Origin of the sequence: Streptomyces sp. NPDC001787, assembly GCF_040297465.1 — a bacterium.
GTDB lineage: Bacteria > Actinomycetota > Actinomycetes > Streptomycetales > Streptomycetaceae > Streptomyces.
In genome coordinates this window covers 51822-70644 of record NZ_JBEOZE010000021.1, presented here as the reverse complement: position 1 = coordinate 70644, position 18823 = coordinate 51822, and the positions used below count along the sequence as shown (strand labels likewise).

At 69.7% G+C, this 18823-nt stretch carries 18 protein-coding genes; 11 read left to right on the top strand and 7 right to left on the bottom strand.

Annotated features, from left to right (window positions below):
- The first annotated feature begins 3 nt into the window (after window positions 1–3).
- From ABT170_RS26205 to ABT170_RS26190, 4 genes are all read left to right on the top strand, one after another.
- A complete protein-coding gene (locus ABT170_RS26205; RefSeq protein ID WP_329943616.1) occupies window positions 4–756 on the top strand; it encodes an amino acid ABC transporter ATP-binding protein in 753 nt (250 codons plus the stop codon).
- 121 nt (window positions 757–877) lie between these two features.
- Complete coding sequence (locus ABT170_RS26200; protein WP_329943617.1) at window positions 878–1663, top strand: acetoacetate decarboxylase family protein; 786 nt, start codon at window positions 878–880, stop codon at window positions 1661–1663.
- Between the two features lie 71 nt (window positions 1664–1734).
- Complete coding sequence (locus tag ABT170_RS26195) at window positions 1735–2424, top strand: GntR family transcriptional regulator (protein ID WP_351871275.1); 690 nt, start codon at window positions 1735–1737, stop codon at window positions 2422–2424.
- A gap of 44 nt (window positions 2425–2468) precedes the next feature.
- Window positions 2469–3275, top strand: coding sequence for an SDR family NAD(P)-dependent oxidoreductase (locus tag ABT170_RS26190; protein WP_329943619.1), 807 nt, complete (start codon window positions 2469–2471; stop codon window positions 3273–3275).
- 239 nt (window positions 3276–3514) lie between these two features.
- On the opposite strand, the gene ABT170_RS26185 is transcribed toward ABT170_RS26190, so the two are convergent.
- A complete protein-coding gene (locus tag ABT170_RS26185) occupies window positions 3515–4477 on the bottom strand; it encodes a phytanoyl-CoA dioxygenase family protein (RefSeq protein ID WP_351871272.1) in 963 nt (320 codons plus the stop codon).
- A 114-nt stretch (window positions 4478–4591) separates the two neighbouring features.
- On the opposite strand from ABT170_RS26185, the gene ABT170_RS26180 reads away from it, so the two are divergent.
- Window positions 4592–5566 carry a helix-turn-helix transcriptional regulator gene (locus tag ABT170_RS26180; protein WP_351871269.1) on the top strand — a complete coding sequence of 325 codons (975 nt, stop codon included), beginning with the start codon at window positions 4592–4594 and terminating at the stop codon, window positions 5564–5566.
- A gap of 204 nt (window positions 5567–5770) precedes the next feature.
- Here ABT170_RS26180 and ABT170_RS26175 read toward each other — a convergent pair whose 3' ends face one another.
- Window positions 5771–6376, bottom strand: coding sequence for a CGNR zinc finger domain-containing protein (locus tag ABT170_RS26175; RefSeq protein WP_351871266.1), 606 nt, complete (start codon window positions 6374–6376; stop codon window positions 5771–5773).
- Window positions 6377–6487: 111 nt separating this feature from the next.
- On the opposite strand from ABT170_RS26175, the gene ABT170_RS26170 reads away from it, so the two are divergent.
- Window positions 6488–7279, top strand: a complete 792-nt coding sequence (locus ABT170_RS26170) for an MBL fold metallo-hydrolase (RefSeq protein WP_351871263.1) — start codon at window positions 6488–6490, stop codon at window positions 7277–7279.
- Window positions 7280–7495: 216 nt separating this feature from the next.
- On the opposite strand, the gene ABT170_RS26165 is transcribed toward ABT170_RS26170, so the two are convergent.
- The 4 genes from ABT170_RS26165 to ABT170_RS26150 form a co-directional block, all read right to left on the bottom strand.
- Window positions 7496–8770, bottom strand: a complete 1275-nt coding sequence (locus ABT170_RS26165; RefSeq protein WP_351871260.1) for an MFS transporter — start codon at window positions 8768–8770, stop codon at window positions 7496–7498.
- Window positions 8771–8851: 81 nt separating this feature from the next.
- Window positions 8852–9382, bottom strand: coding sequence for a carboxymuconolactone decarboxylase family protein (locus ABT170_RS26160; RefSeq protein ID WP_329943625.1), 531 nt, complete (start codon window positions 9380–9382; stop codon window positions 8852–8854).
- Between the two features lie 93 nt (window positions 9383–9475).
- Window positions 9476–10321: a DUF8832 domain-containing protein gene (locus ABT170_RS26155; protein WP_351871257.1), complete on the bottom strand. Its 846-nt coding sequence runs from the start codon at window positions 10319–10321 to the stop codon at window positions 9476–9478.
- A gap of 485 nt (window positions 10322–10806) precedes the next feature.
- Window positions 10807–11520 (bottom strand): TetR/AcrR family transcriptional regulator, encoded by a 714-nt coding sequence (locus ABT170_RS26150; RefSeq protein ID WP_351871254.1) that lies wholly within the window; start codon window positions 11518–11520, stop codon window positions 10807–10809.
- A 182-nt stretch (window positions 11521–11702) separates the two neighbouring features.
- On the opposite strand from ABT170_RS26150, the gene ABT170_RS26145 reads away from it, so the two are divergent.
- The 5 genes from ABT170_RS26145 (at window position 11703) to ABT170_RS26125 (ending at window position 17636) form a co-directional block, all read left to right on the top strand.
- Complete coding sequence (locus tag ABT170_RS26145) at window positions 11703–12821, top strand: serine hydrolase domain-containing protein (RefSeq protein ID WP_329943628.1); 1119 nt, start codon at window positions 11703–11705, stop codon at window positions 12819–12821.
- Between the two features lie 824 nt (window positions 12822–13645).
- A complete protein-coding gene (locus tag ABT170_RS26140) occupies window positions 13646–14608 on the top strand; it encodes a 3-oxoacyl-ACP synthase III family protein (protein ID WP_329943629.1) in 963 nt (320 codons plus the stop codon).
- Window positions 14601–14861, top strand: coding sequence for an acyl carrier protein (locus ABT170_RS26135; RefSeq protein ID WP_329943630.1), 261 nt, complete (start codon window positions 14601–14603; stop codon window positions 14859–14861). The genes ABT170_RS26140 and ABT170_RS26135 overlap by 8 nt, the downstream gene beginning before the upstream one ends.
- A complete protein-coding gene (locus tag ABT170_RS26130) occupies window positions 14851–16416 on the top strand; it encodes an amino acid adenylation domain-containing protein (protein ID WP_351871250.1) in 1566 nt (521 codons plus the stop codon). Before ABT170_RS26135 ends, ABT170_RS26130 begins: the two co-directional genes overlap by 11 nt.
- 74 nt (window positions 16417–16490) lie before the next feature.
- A complete protein-coding gene (locus tag ABT170_RS26125; protein WP_329943632.1) occupies window positions 16491–17636 on the top strand; it encodes an acyl-CoA dehydrogenase family protein in 1146 nt (381 codons plus the stop codon).
- 476 nt (window positions 17637–18112) lie between these two features.
- Here the strand turns inward: ABT170_RS26125 and ABT170_RS26120 are convergent, their stop codons facing one another.
- Complete coding sequence (locus tag ABT170_RS26120; protein WP_351871247.1) at window positions 18113–18556, bottom strand: GNAT family N-acetyltransferase; 444 nt, start codon at window positions 18554–18556, stop codon at window positions 18113–18115.
- Window positions 18557–18823 lie beyond the last annotated feature (267 nt).

Genomic DNA, 18823 nt, shown 5'->3' with positions numbered 1-18823 from the left:
ACCATGACGACAACCGCACACGTGGCCCTGGAGCAGGTCACCAAGAAGTACGGCGACACCACGGTCCTCGATCGTGTCGATCTCGGCGTCGAACGCAACGAGGTCGTCACCCTCATCGGCGCGTCCGGGTCGGGGAAGTCGACCCTCCTGCGCTGCGTCAACGGACTCGAAGCGATTCAGGGCGGACAGATCCTGCTCAACGGCGATGTCGTCTCCGGCGACGGGGTCGATCTGGTCAGGCTGCGTCGCAAGGTCGGCATCGTGTTCCAGAGCTTCAACCTCTTCCCGCACATGACGGTCCTGCGGAACTGCACCCTCACTCCGGTCCGTGCCGGAGTGTCCTCGAAGGCCCAGGCGGAAGCCGACGCACGCGTCATGCTCGAACGTGTGGGGCTCAAGGACAAAGCGGATGCCTATCCCGAACAGCTCTCGGGCGGACAGCAGCAGCGCGTGGCGATCGCGCGGGCCATGCTGATGCGCCCCGAGGTCCTGCTGCTGGACGAGATCACCTCGGCCCTCGACCCGGAGCTGGTGATCGAGGTGCTCAACCTGGTACGTGAACTGGCGGACGACGGCATCACCATGATGATGACCACGCATGAGCTGCCCTTCGCCAGGGAGATCTCGTCCCAGCTCTGCTTCCTGCACAAGGGAACCATCCTTGAGCAGGGGCCGCCCGAACAGATCTTCAGCGAGCCGCGCACACCCGAACTGAAGACGTTCCTCCGGCGGATTCACGAAGCGGGAAGAAACTAGTCCCCCCTGCGGCAGGCTCCGCCGTGCCGCCGCGTTCCCTCCCCGGGCCGGAGGCCTGCGGGACACCTGTACCGGACCACCGAGATCGAACCAAGAGCCCTATCCCATACAGGAGTTGACGATGTCTCAGAACTACGATGTGAAGAACTTCTTCACGTACCTCGGCTACCCCGGCGGCGACCAGCCGTACTGGTCGCAGGACCTTCGCACGCTCTCGGTCTACTGCCGGGGAGACGCCGCGAACCTCGCCTCCCTGCTGGAGCCGACGCCCTTCGAGCCGGCCGACGACCGGTTCGTCGTCCAGATCGCGGACTTCGGCAACGCGACCGCGGGCGCCTTCTACGATTCCGGAGTCGTCATCCCGGTCCGCTACAAGGACACGACGGCGGTGACCTACTTCTTCGAGTTCGAGGACCAGCCCTGGAGTGTGGCCTTCGGCCGCGAGGTCTGGGGATACCCCAAGCAGTACGCCGAGATCGAGCTGACGGACGACGAGAGCGGCGCCCGCGGGACGGTCACACGCGCGGGCTCCCGGATCTTCCGCATCGCGATGTCGGCGCAGGACGGGTACGCCGCTGATTCCTGGTCGGACATGCGGCTGTATCCGCACCTTCAGGTCCACGCGCTCCCCGAGGCGAACGGGCCGGGTTTCAAGACCTTCGAGATCATCTCGCGCGACACCTCCAAGGACTTCGTCCTGAAGCACAAGACCTTCGGCCCGGCGGAGGTCGAGCTGTCCTCGGCCCTCGCCGTGAACGGCGTCGAGCTCAAGCTCGTGGAAGTCCTCGGCGGGGAATACTCCGTGGGCGACTACGCCTGCACGGTCGAGAACGGCATATCCACCGTGATCGACGATCTGCTCGCGGACCCAGGGGCGTCCGGCGCCGCCCCAGTGGTGAACGCGTAGCCTGCTCACAGTCAACTGCCCACGGCGTCAATGGTCCTGCCGTTGACGCCCCCACAATGAGAGGTCGCCCGGTGCGTTCTGTAACAGTCGTCGGCGATTCAACGGCCGACGGCGAGGCATCCGCTCCGAATCTGCTCAGCGCCTCGGCCTACAACACCCTGTGCTCGCGCCTCGTGCTCTGCGAGATCATGCCCGGGGAACGACTCAGCGAGCCGGAACTGCGCAGCAGCCTCGGCTTCGGGACGACGCCCGTGCGCGAGGCGATCAGACGGCTCACCTTCGAGCGGCTCGTGGTGGTCTACCCCCGCAGCGGAACCTACGCCACCGACATCGCCCTCAAGAACTCCCGGTCCGTGACCGAGCTACGGCTGGAACTTGAGGGGCTCGCCGCGACCCTGGCCTGCCGAAGGGGATCGGACGCGGAGAAACAGCACCTGCTGGCCCTCGCCGAGCAGCAGGCGGAGACCACCGACCTCCAGGAGTGCATCGACCTGGACGCCACGTTCCACCGGGCGATGTACGCGATGACCCGCAACGAGGACCTGTCGGCCACCGCCGAGATCCACTTCAACCTCGCGCTGCGGCAGTGGTACTTCTGCTCGAAGGTCGTGAAGTCTCCCGGCGGTACCGCCGTCGACCACCGACCGCTGGCCGAGGCCATCATCCGGCAGGACACCGAGGCCGCTTCCGCGCACATCCGTGACCACGTACTGCACGACTCCCAGAAGGTCGTGCGGATCCTGACCGACTACGGGCTGTAGCCGGCTGCCACCGTCTCGCCCGGTCCCAAGCGAGGAGTGCCTCCATGCCGGCCGATCACACCGCCCTCCCCTCCGTCGCCCCGTTCAGCTGCTTCTCACTGGCCGGACAGACCGCCCTCGTCACCGGTGCCGCCGGCGGACTGGGCCGTGCCCAGTGCCTCGCACTGGGCACGGCGGGCGCCCGAGTCATCGTCTCCGACCTCGACCCCGAGGCTGCCGAGGAGACGTGCGCGTCCCTCAGGGAGCAGGCGATCGACTGTTCCCCGCTGACACTCGACGCCGCGGAACCGAGCAGCATCGATGCCGCGTTCGACGCTTTGGAGGCCTGCGGGGACAGCCCGGACGTCCTGGTGAACAACGCGGGCGTCTCCTTGCGCAACAGCGCGCTGGAGGCCACCTTCGGAGAGTTCGACACCACGCTCTCCGTCAATCTGCGCGGCACCTACTTCACCGCGCAACGCGCGGCGCGCGTCATGCGGGAGCGCGGAGGCGGACGGATCATCAACCTCGCTTCCATCGGCGGCCTCGTGGTCGACGGTGAACGCTCCTCCGTGTACGACGCGTCCAAAGCCGCCGTTGTCCAGGTCACCAAGAACATGGCCTACGAATGGGGGCGGTACGGCATCAGGGTCAATGCCATCGCACCCGGCTACATGCGTACCGCCATGACCACGGACCTCCTGCCCGATCAGGCGGAGGAACACCGGCTCGTGGACACCCACATCCCGCTCGGGCGCATCGGTGAACCCGGTGATCTCGGTGGTGCCGTGGTCTACCTGGCTTCGGAGGCGTCCGCGTACGTCACCGGCCATACGCTGACGGTCGACGGCGGCTGGGTGGTGGCGCTCTAGCGGTGCGTCACCGGTCCGCCGCGCCCGGACAGCCGTCGGCTCCCGGGACCTGGTTGCGGTCCCGGGAGCCGACAGCACGTTCGCCCGGGACTCGGTGGATGCCCCGGGGCCGAGGCCGATGCGAACCGGTCGTGGCGGCTCCTGGCGCGGCCGACGCGGCGGTCCGACATGGCCGCACCACCGTCGGCGCGTTCCGGGCATCCATGGATTCCTGGATTCCCCGCACGGCGTTCATACCGTCAGGTCCCGCACCCGCCTTCACCGCTGGGGCGGACATGGGCGGTCGTGAGGTCCTCCGTGCCCTTCCAGGCGTACGGATCGCTGCCGGCGACGAGCACGATGTCCCGGTAGTCGTGCCTGGCCACCCATTCCCCCTCGGGCAGGGCGCCCCAGGGCAGCAGCGACGAGGCGGACATGTAGTGGTTGACCAGGGCCCGGCGGAAGCCCCGCTCGGCCGAGTTGGGCAGCGAGCGGTGCAGCAGATAGCCGTTGAAGAGTACGACGGTGCCGGCGGGCACCTCCACGGGGACCGCGTCCTCCTCCTGGTAGGGGAAGCCGTACGCCTCGTCGGAGCAGTCGAAGCGGGCGTCCTGCTGTGCGCGGGCCGGGTGGATGACGCCGCGTCGGTGGGAGCCGGGCAGCACCCAGAGGCACCCGTTGCGGACGGTGGCGTCGTCCAGCGCGATCCAGGCGGCGGTCAGGGAGCCGTCCCGGGTGGGTATGAAGTACTCGTCCTGGTGCCAGGCCTGGCCGGGCTTCCCCTCGGACTTGATGAACAGCATCGACTGCATGGCCTTGACGTCCGGCCCGATCACGCCGGTGAGAGCGGAGACCACAGCCGGGAGGGAGAGGGCGGAGCGCAGGACGGACGAGACCTTGTGCGGCTGGTGGATGCAGAGGAAGTCCCGCATGGTGTCCGCGTCGCGCTCCTCCGGGGTCCGGGGGCCGGAGGCGGCGTCGGACAGCCGCGTCTCCATCCTCTTCTCAGGAACTCCGGGCAGCGGTCCGCGCTCTCCGCGGCAGACGGCTGCCGCCTCGGCACGCAGCTCGCGGATGCCGTCCTCGTCCAGGACATCGGGGAGCACGGCGAAGCCGTTCTCGGCGTAGTGCGACAGGTCGTAGCGGGCCGGATCGGCACAGGAGCCGGAGTGGGCGCTGGATTCGGGAGGCGCGAGGTGCTGGTCGCGGAAAGCTGTTGTCATACACAGCAGCATCCGATGGCCGGGGGCCGAGATCCATGCCCCGTCGCGCCTTGGGGATGACCGATCCGGACATGGAGCCCCGCGCGACGCCACCGCGCCTGACACAATCGGCGCATGCCGCCCGCAGCGACCGCACCCCTCGACCACCACCGCGACGAGTCCCGGGTCACGGTGCTCTTCGGCGGACTGGCCGACTATCCGCCCGGAGCCTCCTTCGGTCCGCGACGGCTGGCCGAATGGGAGCTGGTGTGGGTGCTGAGCGGTGGCGCGGAGTGGCGGCGCGGCCCTGTCCGGGTCGGCCTGGAACCGGGGCGCCTGCTGTTGCTGCCGCCCGGTCCGCCGGACGTCTTCGACTGGTCCCGGCACGGCCCCACCCGCCACGGCTATCTGCACTTCCGCATAACCGATCCGGACCTCGCCGGCCGGATCGGCCCCCGGCCACTGCTGCGGGAGCTGACAGATCACGATCCGCTGCGTGCCCTTGCCCAGTACCTGCTGGCTCTGACCCCCGGCTCGGGTCCGTCGGAATGGCCGGAGCGGGCGGGCCGGGCGCTGGAGCTGCTGCTGGAGATCATGCTGGACGGGCCACTGCCCGGTACCCCGGAGGATCTCCGGTTGCCTGCCCCGGTGCTGGACGCGGCGGAGGCGGTGGCCGCCCAATGGTGCCGGGACGGCAGCCCCGGAGTGGTGCGGCTCGAACAGCTCGCCGCGGCCGCCGGACTCTCGGAACGCCAGCTGGGCCGGGTGTTCCGGCAACGGTTCGGCGAGGGGCCGGTGAAGGCCTTCGAGGTGGTCCGGCTGTCGCGGGTCGCCGAACTGCTGGCCCGCTCCAACCTGACGCTGGCCGCGGTGGCCCACAGTTGCGGCTATGCCAGCCCCTACCACCTCTCGCGGCGCTTCCGCGCCGAGTACGGGGTCCCGCCGCGGGAGTACCGGCTCAGGGCAGGCGGGGAGGACGCGGGCGGGGGTGGCGCGTCCTCCGTCCGGCCGGACCCGGTCGCCGGACGAGGGCTCACCGCCCTGGCCCGGGTCGTCGCCCAGGCCGAGGACCGGCGGCGCGGCAGCACGGCCGGTCCGGCGACTTCCTGATCGGCCGTAACGGCGGCCTGTCCACGCGGCTGCCCCGGCAGGTGGCCCGAGCGCGGCGCTGCGCGGCGGAGTACGGCTTCGCGGTGGCGGCCATCGACGCCCCCTGGCACGGTGACCGCCCCTGTGGGGGGCGGGCGCGAACCCTGTGATGCCGGACGGTGCCGAATACGCCGAGTCGCTGGTGACTCGTGGTCGTGTGTCCGGTCAGGAGGGGGTGTTGGCGCGTCGGGCGTAGGCGCGGGCGGCGCGGGCGCGGTCGCCGCAGCGGGTGGAGCACCAGTGGCGGCGGCCGTGCCGGAGCAGGTAGCGGTTGCAGGGTGGGGAGCCGCAGGCGGTGAGGCGTTCGGCGTCGGGGGAGGTGAGCAGGTCGGCGGCGTCGGCGGCGAGGGTCGCGAGCGCGTGGTCGACGATCTGTGTGGTGGGGTGCGGGGCGGCGCGATAGGGGCCCGCCTTGTCGTCCCACCGCAGCAGGGGCGCGGTGGGGACTCTGATCAGTGCGTCGTTGACGGCGCCCAGGGCCGTGGGGAGGGCGGGCAGTCCGTCGACGCGGGAGGCGAGCAGCGACCTGATCTGTTCGCGCAGGGAGCGCAGCTGTGTCGCGCACATGTCCCGCATCCCGATCTCGACGGGGGCGAGGCCGCGTTCGGTCAGCCACTCGTTCGCGCCCGCGGGGGTGCCGAGCTGGTCGGTGTAGTGCCCGCCGGGCAGTGCGACGGCGCTGTTGGCGAGGGCGAGGGCGGGGTACTGCTCCGCGCCGGGTGCGGGCGGCAGGCCGGATTCGGGGGGCGCGGTCTCTTCCATGACCCTCATGGTACAAGCTTCATTCATCCATGACTCTCACGGTTGGGGTTGAACTTATCCGTGATGACTGGCTAGGGTGATCTCACGGTTCAATCAAAGCTATCCGTGAGGTCTGTTCTGATGTCTTCCCCCACCGCAAATACCGCGCAGTTTCCCGTCCGCGTCTTCGGCGGCCCGACCGCTCTCTTCGAGTACGGCGGCCTGCGCTTCCTGACCGACCCGACCTTCGACGGCCCCGGCGACTACCCTTCGGCCGGCGGCCCGACTCTGACCAAGACCCACCCCTCCCTCGTCGGCCCGGCCGACCTCGGCCCCGTCGACGTCGTGCTCCTCTCCCACGACGAGCACGCCGACAACCTCGACGCCTCCGGACGCGCCCTGCTCGCCGATGTCCCGCTCACCCTCACCACCCCCGGTGGCGGACAGCGCCTCGGGGACAGGGCCCAGGGGCTGGCCGACTGGGAATCCGTCGAGCTGGACCGCCCGGCCGGCGGCACGGTCACGGTGACCGGGGTGCCGGCCGTTCACGGGCCCGGGACGCGCGAGGAGGTCGAACCGTTCGCCGGCGAGGTCGTCGGCTTCGTCCTGACCGGCACCGGCCTGCCCACCGTCTACGTCAGCGGTGACAACGCCTCGCTCGGCCTGGTCGGGCAGATCGCCGAACGGTTCGGCCCCGTGGACACCGCCGTCCTCTTCGCGGGCGCGCCCCGCTTCCCCGTTCTCTTCGACGGCCGGTGCATCGTCCTCGACAGCGCCCAGGCCGCCGAGGCCGCTCAGCTTCTCGGCGCCCGCCGCGTGGTGCCCGTCCACTACGACAGCTGGGCCCACTTCACCGAGGGCCGCGACGACCTGACGGCCGCCTTCACCGCGGCGGGGCTGGCCGACCGCCTGGACTGGGGCCACCGGGGCTGACCCGGCCGACGCGGCCGTCCCGCGGGGACACCGGCGGCATCGAGCGGCGACCCGGTCGGCCGCCGAGGACACGGCGGGAGCGGCGGCGGCCGGACGGGTACGGCATCGGGGGGCCGGGACTGCTGTGCGCCGCTGACCCGCGCTGTCCGCCCACGGCTCTGTCGGGTGATACCGAACAAGAGCGCGTGCGCGAGCGCCGCGAGCCGGCGGAGCGTTCTACGCGGCCTTGGACAGGGCGGACCTCTCCGCCCGGGGTGCGGACCGGCCGGCTGCCGACGTTGTGGTCACGGCCTGTCGTCCGTCGTGGCGTGGCCACAGGAGGAGGGCGCCGATGGCTCCCGCCCCGGCGAGGACCGCGAGGGCGGACCAGGCGGGAGTGAACCCGGCGTTCGTACCGAGCCATCCCGCGATGGGGTAGGTGATCAGCCAGGCCAGGTGCGACAGCGAGAACTGGGCGGCGAAGGTCTCGGGGATCGCGTTCGGTCCGACGGAGGCCCGCAGGACACTGCCGGTCGGTGTGATGATCAGCGCCATGCCGATACCGATCACGGCCCAGACGACCGCCGTACCGGGCCAGGTGGTCACACCGGTCGCGGTGAGGGCGACCGCGGCGATCGTGGCGGCGACGAGGACTCCGGCACCGGTCACCATGACGGTGCGGGCGGCGATCCGGTCGAGTACGCGGGGCAGCGCGAGGGCGGCCAGGAGGGTTCCGCTGCCGGAGGCGGCGAGCATCCACGCGACGTCCGACTGCGAGCCGCTGAGCTCGTCACGGACGTAATTGACGGTGTTGACGACGACGATCGACCCTGCCGCCGCGACCACCAGGTTGAGTGCCAGGACGCCGCGGAGCCGCGGTGTCCTGAGGAAGGTCCTGATTCCTGATGCCGCCTTGTCCCATGCCTTGGTGTGGGGGCTGGGACGGGCGTCCGGGACGCGCGTCGACAGGACGAGCAGAGCGGAGAGGAGGAATCCGGCGGAGGTGCCCAGGAACAGCCGGTCGAAGCTCATGAACGCCAGCGCGACCGCCGCCAGTACGGGGCTGAGCAGGCTCTCCATGGTGGAGGCGACCTGGGAGGCGGACAGGGCGCGCGTGTAGTCGGACCCATCGGTGACGATATCGGGGATGACGGCCTGGAACGTCGGGGTGAACGCCGCGGACGCGGCTTGGAGCAGGCCGATCAGGACGTAGATGTGCCAGACCTCGGTGACGAGCGGCAGTGCCAGCACCACCGCGGCGCGCACCACGTCGAGGAGGACCAGGAGGGTCCTTCTGGGGAAGCGGTCGACGTAGGCGGCGGTGAGGGGAGCGATGACCACGTACATGACCATCTTCACGGTCAGGGCGGTGCCGAGGACCGTGCCGGCGCGCGGGCCGGCGAGGTCGTAGGCGAGCAGGCCGAGGGCCACTGTTGTCAGCCCGGTACCGAACAGGGCGATGATCTGGGCGCTGAACAGGTGGCGGTAGTCGCGGATGGCGAACAGGCGCATGGCGTGTTCCTTCCGTGTCCGTGCGGCGGGGCACGGCCCCGGGGCGGAGGCCGTGCCCCGCGGAGGGGGCCGGGGATGTCCCTACACACCGGCGTCGGCCTCCGGCGCGAGGCCGGCGAGCAGGTTGAAGGAGCCGGTGAGGATGTTGAGTGCGACGACGCCGACGACGTCGGCTATCGCGCGGTCGCTGTAGCCGTGCTCGCGCAACGCGATGACCTGTTCGTCGGTGATCGACGTCGGCTCGCGGTAGATCTGGAGGGCGAGGGCGATGATCGCCGCGATCGCGGGATCGGCCGAGGTGCCCGCACGGGCCCGCTCGATCTCCTCCTCGTCCACTCCTCTCGCGCGGGCGGCGCTGACATGCGCGTCGAGACACAGCCCGCAGCCCTGCTGTACCTGGAGGGCGATCGAGATCCGTTCGCTGGTCCCACGGTCGAGTTTGGCCCGTCCCATGGACCGGCTGAGCTGGAGATAGCCGCCCAGAACGGCGGGTGAGTGCGCCATCGTGGAGACCATGTCGCCGATCCGGCCGTGACGGGAGACCAGCTCGGTGAGGAGTTCGCGCGAGGCGCCGACCGCTGTGTCGGGCGTGAGCCGGGTGAGGCGGGGCATGACGGTCCTTCCGGTGCGGAGATTGTGGTGGGGGCGGCGGGACGCTCGACGGGCCGAGCGTCCCGTGACCGCGCCGTGGGTCGCGGCAGTCGGTCAGTGATGTGCATGAGGTGCGTGGTCGCCGTGACCCGTGTGCTCGGGTGCGGCCTGGGATACCGCGTCCGGGCGGTGGGCGGCCCCGGTGGTCCGTACCGTGAACTCGGCCGTGCGGACGACGTCGTCGTGCTGGAAGTCCAGGTAGAGGCGGTAGGTGCCGCCGGACGGCGCGGCTGCCATGAAGGTGATCTCGGGCCCCGGCTCGGTGGTGCCGTCACCGGGCTCGCCCTCCGGGTGGACGTGGAGGTAGCCCAGGTCGCCGACCCGCAGCGCCACCAGGTGCCCGTACGCGCCCAGGTAGGGCTGCAGGTCGGTGACGGGCCGCCCGTTCCGGCTGACGGTGAGCGTCAGGTCGCTGGCCTCACCGGGCACGAGCTCGCCGTCGAGGGTGACGGTGTAGTCGCCGACCTGAGCGGTGCGGGTGTCCTCGGAGAGTGGCTGCGGGTCGTACTGCCCGGCGACCGAGGCGTCGATCCCCAGCGTCATGGCCGAGTGGTGGCCGGCCGGGTGGATGTCGGCGAAGAACCTCCAGTCTCCCGGCCGCAGGGTCAGTCCGACGCTCCAGGTGCCCTCCTCGTCCCTCACGGGGTGCACGTGCTGGAACCCGGTCGTGTCGCGCCGGACGGCGATGAAGTGGAGATCCTTCTCGTGCTCGGGCACGTACTCGCTCACCGGCCGTCCATCGGGACCGGTCACCCGGAAGGTGACCGTCCGCGCACCGGTGGAAAGGATCGTCGAGTCGAATTCGAGGGTGTACCCGTTCTCGGAGACCGACAGCCCGCCGGGACGTGCTCCGCCGTGGCCGCCGTGGCTGGTCATGTAGTGGCCTGCATTGCTCTTCATCGTGTCTCCACCTGTGTGATGCGTGACGTGTGCTGCGTCTTCCGGCGTTGTCCGTATCCCGGACACCTGCCATAACTGTATACCCCTGGGGGGTATTCCCGCACGGGATGTCCGGACGGGTGGCGTGTCGTCGGGGGATCCCGCGCGGGCCGCGGCGCCGTGTCCGCGCCGCACGGGTCCGCGCGGAGTGCTGTGGCCAGCCCGTCCGGCCGTGTGCGTGCTCATCGCGGCGCGGGGGAGCACGTCCGGAAGCGGGGCGCGGCCGGCATTCCTGGCAGGCGGGTGCCTGGCGGAAGGTGAATGACCTCTTCTGGGCCGGCCGCCGGGGCTGACGGGCGGGAGCCGGGACAGCGTGTCAGGCGCCGACGGTCAGCCGGCTGCGGGACGGAACCCGAGGGCGGTCGCGCCGGTCGGCCTTTGATGTGCCGTGTTCGTGTGGCAGGCGGCGGGTGGGACCGGGTCCGGGAGTGTGCGGCTCTTCGTGATCACAGGTGTGTGTCGGTACGCGGTGGACCGTCGACGCCCCCGGTGCCGGTCGGCCGGCTCGGGCTGATCGCGGCCTCGATGTGGGCGAGCTGAGCGGCGAGCAGTTCTTCGAAAGCGGCCCGGCGGTCCGCTGTGAGGGGGCGGACGTCGCGGGCGAAGTGGGCCAGGGCCGGGAAGCGTTCGGGGTCTGCGCCGAGTACCGCGACGCGGAACAGTTCCCTGCCCTGTTCGCGCTCTTCGGGGGTGACGGTGCCGACCCCGGCCTCGGAGGCGATCAGCGCCGCGATGAGGACGGCGATCCGGTGGTAGCGCGCCGGGATCTCCGCGTCGGGGAGTCCCGACGCCCGCAGGGCCTGCAGCATCTCTTCCATGACCAGCCGGGAACCGGTGCCGCTGGAGGCGCGGCGTCCCCACGTGGCGGCGAGCTGGGGATGCTGGGCGAACGCCTCTCTCACGCGCATGGCCAGGGCCGTGATGCGCTGCTTCCAGTCGCCCCCGGGGCGGTAGCCGTCCATGGCGGCCAGGAGGATGCGGTCGGCGACGGCCCGCAGCAGCTCGGTCTTGCTGCGGAAGTGCCGGTAGAGGCTGGAGGAATCGGTGCCGAGCACCGCCGCGAGCTTGCGCACGCTGAACGAATCGGCGTCGCCCGTACGCAGCAACTCCGCCGCCGCATCCAGGATCTCCTCGGTCGACCAGCGCCTTCTGCCTGTCATTCCGCCCCTCTCGTCGGGATCACCCTAGCTGTGCACTTGGTGTTGCACGCACCGCGTGCATAATGGGGATGTGAGCGTGCTGAGTGGCCCGGCAGCGGTCGTCCGGCGTGTCACTCGTGCCCTTCCACCCGGCCGGGCGACCGACATGGAGCCGGCGTGGGTGCAACGGAAGGACGGATGTCATGAGGAAGCCACTGGATCCCGCGAAGCTCGACGCCGCCATCGCGTACGTGCACCGCGCCGGCATGCCGGGTCTCTTCGCCGAGGTGCGTGACGGTGACCAGGTCTGGCGCGGCGCCGCCGGGGTCGCGGATGTCACCACGGGGCGCCCCGTCACCGCCGGTATGCGCCACCGCGTCGGAAGCATCACCAAGATCTTCACCGCCGCAGCGGTTCTGCAGCAGGTCGAGAGCGGCCGGATCGCCCTCGACGCGCCGATCGGCCGGTATCTCCCCGGGCTGGTTCCCGGAGAACGCGGTGAGGCGATCACGGTCCGGATGCTGATCAACCACACCAGCGGTCTCGCCGAGTACCTCCCGTACGCCTACCCCTCCCTCAAGGCCTTCCCCGCCCTCGCGGACACGGGGCCCCAGAGCCTGGACGACAACCGGTTCACCCGGTTCGACCCCACCGAGCTGATCGCCATGGGGGTCGGCGCGCCTGCCGTCGGCGCCCCGGGCGGCACGCCGGGGGTGTACTCCAACACCAACTACCTGCTCCTCGTCCAGCTCCTGGAACAGGCGACCGGCATCGCGGCGGAGCGCTACATCACCCGCAACATCATTGAGCGGGCAGGGCTCCGCGACACCGAACTCCCCGCCGGACCGTACGTCGACGGGCCGCACTCGCAGATCTACGAGGCGTGGTTCGGCATGATCGACCCGCCGCGCGACTACAGCGTCTACGACATGTCATGGGTCGGGCCGTCGGCCTCACTGATATCGACCGTCACGGACCTCAACCGTTTCCTCGGCATGCTGCTCGCCGGCGAGATCGTCAGCCTGTCGTCGCTGGCACAGATGCAGCGCACCGTCCCGGTCGTCTCCCAGGAGGGCAGGACGATCGACTACGGCCTCGGCCTGCACCCGATGAAGGCTCCAGGTCAGGGCACCTTCTGGGGTCATGGCGGCACGGTCTGGGGCGCCGGAGCGCTGACGATGACCCGTGCCGACGGCGGACGGCAGATGTCCGTCGCGGTGAACCTGCAGAGGTGGAACGCACTCGACTCCACGGGCAGGCCGCAGCCCCACCCCATCGACGACGCGCTCGCTGCTCTCTACCGCGTGGCGATGTACGGCTGACCGGTACGGAGAGGGCCGCGTGCACCGAGCGGCACGGATCCCGGTACGGGAGAGCCGGACGCGCCCGCGCGGATGACCGCCCGCACGTCCGGCGCGGCGACACCACAGGCCGCCGTGCCGCGGGACAGCCCTCAGCAGCCGCTCGGCCGGGAGGACTTCCTCGCGGAGTCCTCCCGTCCGAGGAGGTGGCCTCTGTCCTTTGGAGCCGGCACCGCATCGAGGCGGGACGGCGGGCGTGGCGGGCGGCGGCGTGGCGGACGGCGGCGTCCGGCTCCCGGACGGTGGGGCGGATCTCCGTGAGCCCAAGGGTGGGCGGTCGGTCGGGCGTACCCGATTCCTGGCCATCGCGCGGACCTTGCCGGTGGAGTACCCGCCCGGACGCCCCCATGGCCGATATCAGGGCTGAGAAAGTTCCTATTCAGTCACCGCGCAAGCATCTCTCTCGAAGAGGGCGGCATTTTCCGAGGTGGCCCGAACGGCTTTCCGGCCATTCTCGCTCCTTGGACATTTTACGAGGTCTTAACAGTGGTAACGCGTGAGACGTGAGGGAACTCAAGTGGCGTGTGTGGTTTCCTATTGGCCCGCACAGTTGGCCTGAAAATCAACCTCCTGTCGCTCCGGGCGGAACGAGTCGGCTGTTAGTGTGAGGGCGCCAAATACCCAGGAGGGTGGTTATGCGTTCCGTTGGAATACAGGCCCTATCCGTTCATCTCCCGGACACAGTGCGCACCAATAAATGGTGGGGTGCGGATTCCACTTCCGTGGAAAACTCGCAGCCCGCGCAGCCGTCCGGACCGAGGCCACGAAACTTATTCGATGCCGCAATGCAGCCGTACATCGACGATCCGTTCTTCGGGAGCGTCGAGCGTCGAATAGCCGATCCGGGAGAGGGATCGGTTTCGCTGGGCATCAAAGCCGCCCGCAGCGTGCTGGAGACCGCGAACATCACGCCCGGCGACGTGGACGGCCTGATCTCGGTGTCCATGTTCCCCGACCGGGTCGGCGCGGGAGACGCCGGTTACCTCGCCCAGGCCCTGGGCACGGCCGGTGGCGCCTTCAGTCTGGAGGCGACCTGCTCCGGTTCCATGTCCGCGCTGCTGACGGCCAGTTCGCTGGTGCGGTCGGGGCTCAAGGAACGGGTCCTGGTCGTCGTCGCCTCCATGCTCTCGCGGGCGATCGACGCGGACGATGTCACGGCGCGACTCTGCGGAGACGCCGCTGCCGCCTTCCTGGTCGGTCCCGTGGACGAGGGCTACGGGCTGCTGGGTTCCAAGACGCTGCAGACGGGCGAGACGTGCGGCACCTGGCTGCTGGACACCGTCGAGGAGCCCGAGGGAACCACCGCGGGGGGCCGCCGAATCCGCCTGCGGGTCGATCCGACCATCACACACGTCCTGCGCGCCACCGCGAAACCGTATCTGCTGGGGACGGTCGAGGGCGCGCTCGAAGCCGCGCAGCTGAAGATCGACGAAATCGACGTGGTGGTACCGAACACCCCCACCGCCTGGCACGCGCGGTTCAGCGCCGACACGCTGGGCGTGGACCCGGACCGCGTGGTGAACACCTTCCCCAGCGTGGCCAATATCGGGCCCGCCCTGATGCCGGTGAACACCCACCTCGCCGCGGTCGAAGGCCGCATCAAGCCGGGCGACCGGGTGCTGCTCTACACCTTCGGAGGCCAGGCGGAGGCGGGAGCCGCCGTCTTCCGCTGGCCCTCGGTACTCCTCGGCCCGGCGCCGGCCGGGGCGACCACCACTCTGAACTCCGTCGGAGGCAACCATGGCTGAGGTACGCGACCAGATCCGCTCTTTCATCATCAAGGAGATCCTCAAGGGCGGCAGCGAGGACGACCTGTCCGACGACTTGAACCTGCGCGAGTCGGGGGTGCTGAACTCGCTCGCCACCATGCAGCTGGTGACGTTCATCGAAGACGAGTTCGGTATAGATGTGGCACTCCAGGACCCCCGGCTGCACTTCACGACCGTCTCCCACCTGACGCAGTACGTGAAGGATCGGCAGGCGCAGCCTGATGAGCGATAACTCCGTGCAGGCGTTCGAGGAGGCCGACCTCGCGGAGTACCTCGACGCCGCCGCCGAGCGTGCACCGCTCAACCGCGCCGTCGTCGGGCCGGACGGGCAGTCACAGACCTACGGCGAGTTCTCCGCGCAGGTCGACCGGGTGGCGGCCGTCCTGCACGGGCGGGGCGTCGGCCAGGGGGACAGAGTCGGGCTGCTGATGCCCAAGAGCGTGCATTCCGTGGCCCTGATCCACGGCATTCTCCGGCTCGGGGCGGCCTATGTGCCGGTCGACGCGTACGGATCCCCGCAGCGTGCCGCGACCATCTTCGAGGACTGTCAGGCGCGCATCGTCCTGGCCGACGAACGGTCCGCGGGGCGGCTCGGGGAGGCTGCCCCCTCTCTCACCGCACGCACGCTGATCAGCGACGGCTCCTGGCCGGACGCGGACGCTTCGGGGGAGCCCGACTACCCTCGCGCGGAGAGGGACCCCGACCGGTTGGCGGCGCTGCTGTACACCTCGGGGTCGACCGGGACGCCCAAAGGCGTGATGATCACTCACCGGAACGCCGTGGCCTTCGTCGAGTGGGCGTCGGCCACGTTCGGGATCACGGAGACCGATGAGGTCGCCAGTCACGCGCCCTTCCACTTCGATCTCTCGGTCTTCGATCTCTTCGTGGCCGTCAAACACGCCGCGTGCGTCCACCTGATCGACACGGATCTGGCGGCCAGCCCCCGGCACCTTCCCGCGTTCATCGCCGAGTCCGGCATCACCGTCTGGTACTCGGCCCCCGCGATCCTGGGAATGATCGCCGAATCACCCAGACCGGAGAGGTTCCCCGCGAACAGGCTCAGGCTCGTCCTCTTTGCCGGTGAAGTCTTCCCGATCGACAAGCTGCGGCGCCTCCTGCACCTCTGGCCCACGCCCCGTTACTACAACCTGTACGGCCCGACCGAGACGAACGTGTGCACCTACTACCCGGTCCCCGCACAGATCCCGGCCTCCCGCACGGCCCCCCTGAGCATCGGCCATGCCTGTTCCCACTGCGACATCATCGTCGTGGACGAACAGCTGGAGCCCGTCCCCTCCGGACAGTCGGGGTTCCTGAGCGTCGCCGGCCCCTCGGTCTATCCGTCCTACTGGAACATGCCCGCGCGTACCGCGGAACGCACATTCCACTTCGGGGGGCGCCGCTGGTACAACACCGGCGACATCGTCCGCGCGACGCCGGAGGGCTACGTGTTCCTCGGACGCGCGGACCGCATGGTCAAACGCCACGGCCACCGCATCGAACTGGACGAGATCGAGCACAGCCTCCGGCACAACGACGCGCTCGCCGACGCGGCGGTCGTCAGCACCGGAGTGCCCGGCGACGTCACCATCACCGCCTTCGTCGTGGCCCCCGGCACCGCGCCCACCAGCGTCGAGCTGCGCCAGTACTGCCACAGCAGGCTCGCCCGCTACATGGTGCCCGACGACTTCCAGTTCCTGGACGAGCTCCCCCGCACATCGACCGGGAAGACCGACTACCAGGAGCTGAGCAGGCGCTGCCGCACCGCCGAAGCGATGAGCGGATGACCGCGGGAAAGACCTCGACCACCAGTCCTCACGAACGAGCGGGAGGACACGATTCAGTGAACGCAGGGGTGGCTATGTGGAGTGGATGGGACGACCACCGCTCAGCTCTCTATCAGGGCGCGGATCGATTCGCCCGTGAGGTCCTGAGCACCGACATCGCCGAACGCGATGCGAGCGGGGAGTTCGACCGGGCCGGCTGGAAACAGTGCGCGGAGTTCGGACTTCTGAGGATGCCCGTCCCCGTGGACCACGGCGGCACGGGCGCGCCTCTGGGTGATCTCCTCGCCGTCATGGAGGGACTGGGACACGGGACGGAGGACCAAGGGCTCCTCTTCGCACTCAACGCCCACCTGTGGACGGTGGTCCTGCCCCTGTCCGTCCACGGAACACCGGCGCAGCGAGCCCAGTACCTGCCGATGCTGATGCAGGGATCATCCATCGGTGCGAACGCGTCGACCGAGGACGAGGCCGGGTCGGACGTGTACGCCATGCGGACCCGGGCGACGAAGGACGGCGACAGCTACGTCCTGAACGGCACGAAGAGCTACATCACCAACGCGCCCGTGGCCGACCTCTTCGTCGTGTACGCGACGGTGGACCCGGCGCTGGGCGCCCTGGGTGTGACCGCCTTCCTGGTCGACGCCCGGACGCCGGGACTCCACAGGAGCCCCCCGGTGGAAAAGATGGGAATGCGCACAGCCCTCATGGGACGCATCACGCTGAAGGACTGCCGCGTCCCGGCGGACGCCGTTCTCGGCCGACCGGGACGCGGTGTCAGTGTCTTCGACGGCGCGATGGAATACGAACGAGGCTGCATACTCGCCACCGCTCTGGGCGCCATGCAGCGTGAACTGGAGCAGTCCATCGAGCACGCCCGCACCAGAAAGCAGTTCGGGCGCCCGATCGGAAAGAACCAGGCGGTCTCCCACCGCATCGCAGACATGAAAGTCACGCTGGATGCCGCTCGCGAACTCACACACCGCGTCGGTGTGCTCAAGGATTCCGGAAAAAGCACTGCACTCGCCTCGGCCAGCGCGAAACTCTTCGTATCCGAGGCCTATCTGAAATTGTCCGTCGACGCCCTGAGGATCCAGGGGGGCCGAGGCTACCTCACCGGAACGGAGTCCGAACGGCACATGCGGAACTCGGTCGCGTCCGTACTCTATTCAGGAACGTCCGACATCCAACGCAATCTCATCGCCACCCATCTCGGCCTCTGACCAAGACCTCACCGAAGCCCGGCGAGGTACGAACCCTTCGCGGAAACGATCGGTGCTACGTCCGATGTCGCCCGCACCTTCCGGGTGGCAGCCGGACCCGGAGACGGCAGAGGGCCCTCACCCACGGGATCCGTGGGTGAGGGCCCTTTGGCGTGGGACGGCAACCGAGGTCGCGGTGCGGTGCCAGCGGTCGGTGCCGGACGAGTTGGGGGAGTTGCTTGATCCGGGCCCGTCCGGTCCGCGCGCTCTCCGACCGCATCGACCGCTTCCAGACCGCTGACGGCCGGGCGCCCTGAACCACTCATCCGCACGGGCGGACCGCGAGCCGTTTCGGGCACCGTGGCACCAACTGCGGCTCGGCGGCAGAGACGTGCGAAGCGACCGAGGCGACCGAGGCGTGCGAAGCGACCGAGGCGACCGAGGCGTCCGAAGTGACCGAAGGGGGTGTGGCAGACGGCACGCCGATGGTGCGTCGGTCAGTCCTGCCGGCGGAACATGACGATCAGGTGGTGCCCGGTTTCCTCGTCCAGGCGCCGACTCCGTTCCTCGAAGCCCATGCGCTCGTAGAAGCCACGCGCTCCGGGATTGGCCTCGAACACCTCCAGGAGCAGTTCGCCTCGCAGCGCCGCCGCATGGTTCACCAGCGCTCGCCCGATTCCCCGCCCCTGACACCGGGGCGCGACGAACAGACCACCGATCTCGCTGCCGATCATGCCCAGCAGGGCAACGGCGACCCCGTCCTCCTCCGCGACCCAGTTCTCGGCCTCGCGCAGATAGACCTCCCGGACCTTGAGCGCCCGCTCGCCTTCTCCCTCACCCGGGATGAACGGGTGGGCGAGTTGTGAGGCACTCGACCACAGAGCCATGACCTCGGCTTCGTCGGATACTTCGTAGCGTCGGATGACAGGCTTGGTGTCCATCGTGCGGACGCTATGCAGACTCTCCCGTTCGATCAAATGAGTTTTGACCCGGACGATCCCTCTGTGAAACGGCACGCATCGGGCGGAGGAAGGCCGATCCCGCGCCGCGCCTGGGGGAGCGGGTCGTGCCGCGTCACCGCGGGGCCTGCACGGCACGGCGCCCGGCCTGTCGCAGGCATGGTCATGTTCGTCGAGGTCCCTTCCTCGTACGTGAGTCCACGCGTGCTTCCGGCGTACCGGTCGCAGGGGAAGACGTCCGGACGGCCG

Excerpts from the sequence above, each read along its gene's own strand:
- ABT170_RS26205 (WP_329943616.1), top strand. The coding sequence starts at position 4 with ATGACGACAACCGCACACGTGGCCCTGGAGCAGGTCACCAAGAAGTAC.
- ABT170_RS26200 (WP_329943617.1), top strand. The coding sequence starts at position 878 with ATGTCTCAGAACTACGATGTGAAGAACTTCTTCACGTACCTCGGCTAC.
- ABT170_RS26190 (WP_329943619.1), top strand. The coding sequence starts at position 2,469 with ATGCCGGCCGATCACACCGCCCTCCCCTCCGTCGCCCCGTTCAGCTGC.
- ABT170_RS26185 (WP_351871272.1), bottom strand. The coding sequence starts at position 4,477 with ATGACAACAGCTTTCCGCGACCAGCACCTCGCGCCTCCCGAATCCAGC.
- ABT170_RS26180 (WP_351871269.1), top strand. The coding sequence starts at position 4,592 with ATGCCGCCCGCAGCGACCGCACCCCTCGACCACCACCGCGACGAGTCC.
- ABT170_RS26175 (WP_351871266.1), bottom strand. The coding sequence starts at position 6,376 with ATGAGGGTCATGGAAGAGACCGCGCCCCCCGAATCCGGCCTGCCGCCC.
- ABT170_RS26170 (WP_351871263.1), top strand. The coding sequence starts at position 6,488 with ATGTCTTCCCCCACCGCAAATACCGCGCAGTTTCCCGTCCGCGTCTTC.
- ABT170_RS26165 (WP_351871260.1), bottom strand. The coding sequence starts at position 8,770 with ATGCGCCTGTTCGCCATCCGCGACTACCGCCACCTGTTCAGCGCCCAG.
- ABT170_RS26160 (WP_329943625.1), bottom strand. The coding sequence starts at position 9,382 with ATGCCCCGCCTCACCCGGCTCACGCCCGACACAGCGGTCGGCGCCTCG.
- ABT170_RS26155 (WP_351871257.1), bottom strand. The coding sequence starts at position 10,321 with ATGAAGAGCAATGCAGGCCACTACATGACCAGCCACGGCGGCCACGGC.
- ABT170_RS26150 (WP_351871254.1), bottom strand. The coding sequence starts at position 11,520 with ATGACAGGCAGAAGGCGCTGGTCGACCGAGGAGATCCTGGATGCGGCG.
- ABT170_RS26145 (WP_329943628.1), top strand. The coding sequence starts at position 11,703 with ATGAGGAAGCCACTGGATCCCGCGAAGCTCGACGCCGCCATCGCGTAC.
- ABT170_RS26140 (WP_329943629.1), top strand. The coding sequence starts at position 13,646 with ATGCAGCCGTACATCGACGATCCGTTCTTCGGGAGCGTCGAGCGTCGA.
- ABT170_RS26135 (WP_329943630.1), top strand. The coding sequence starts at position 14,601 with ATGGCTGAGGTACGCGACCAGATCCGCTCTTTCATCATCAAGGAGATC.
- ABT170_RS26130 (WP_351871250.1), top strand. The coding sequence starts at position 14,851 with ATGAGCGATAACTCCGTGCAGGCGTTCGAGGAGGCCGACCTCGCGGAG.
- ABT170_RS26125 (WP_329943632.1), top strand. The coding sequence starts at position 16,491 with ATGTGGAGTGGATGGGACGACCACCGCTCAGCTCTCTATCAGGGCGCG.
- ABT170_RS26120 (WP_351871247.1), bottom strand. The coding sequence starts at position 18,556 with ATGGACACCAAGCCTGTCATCCGACGCTACGAAGTATCCGACGAAGCC.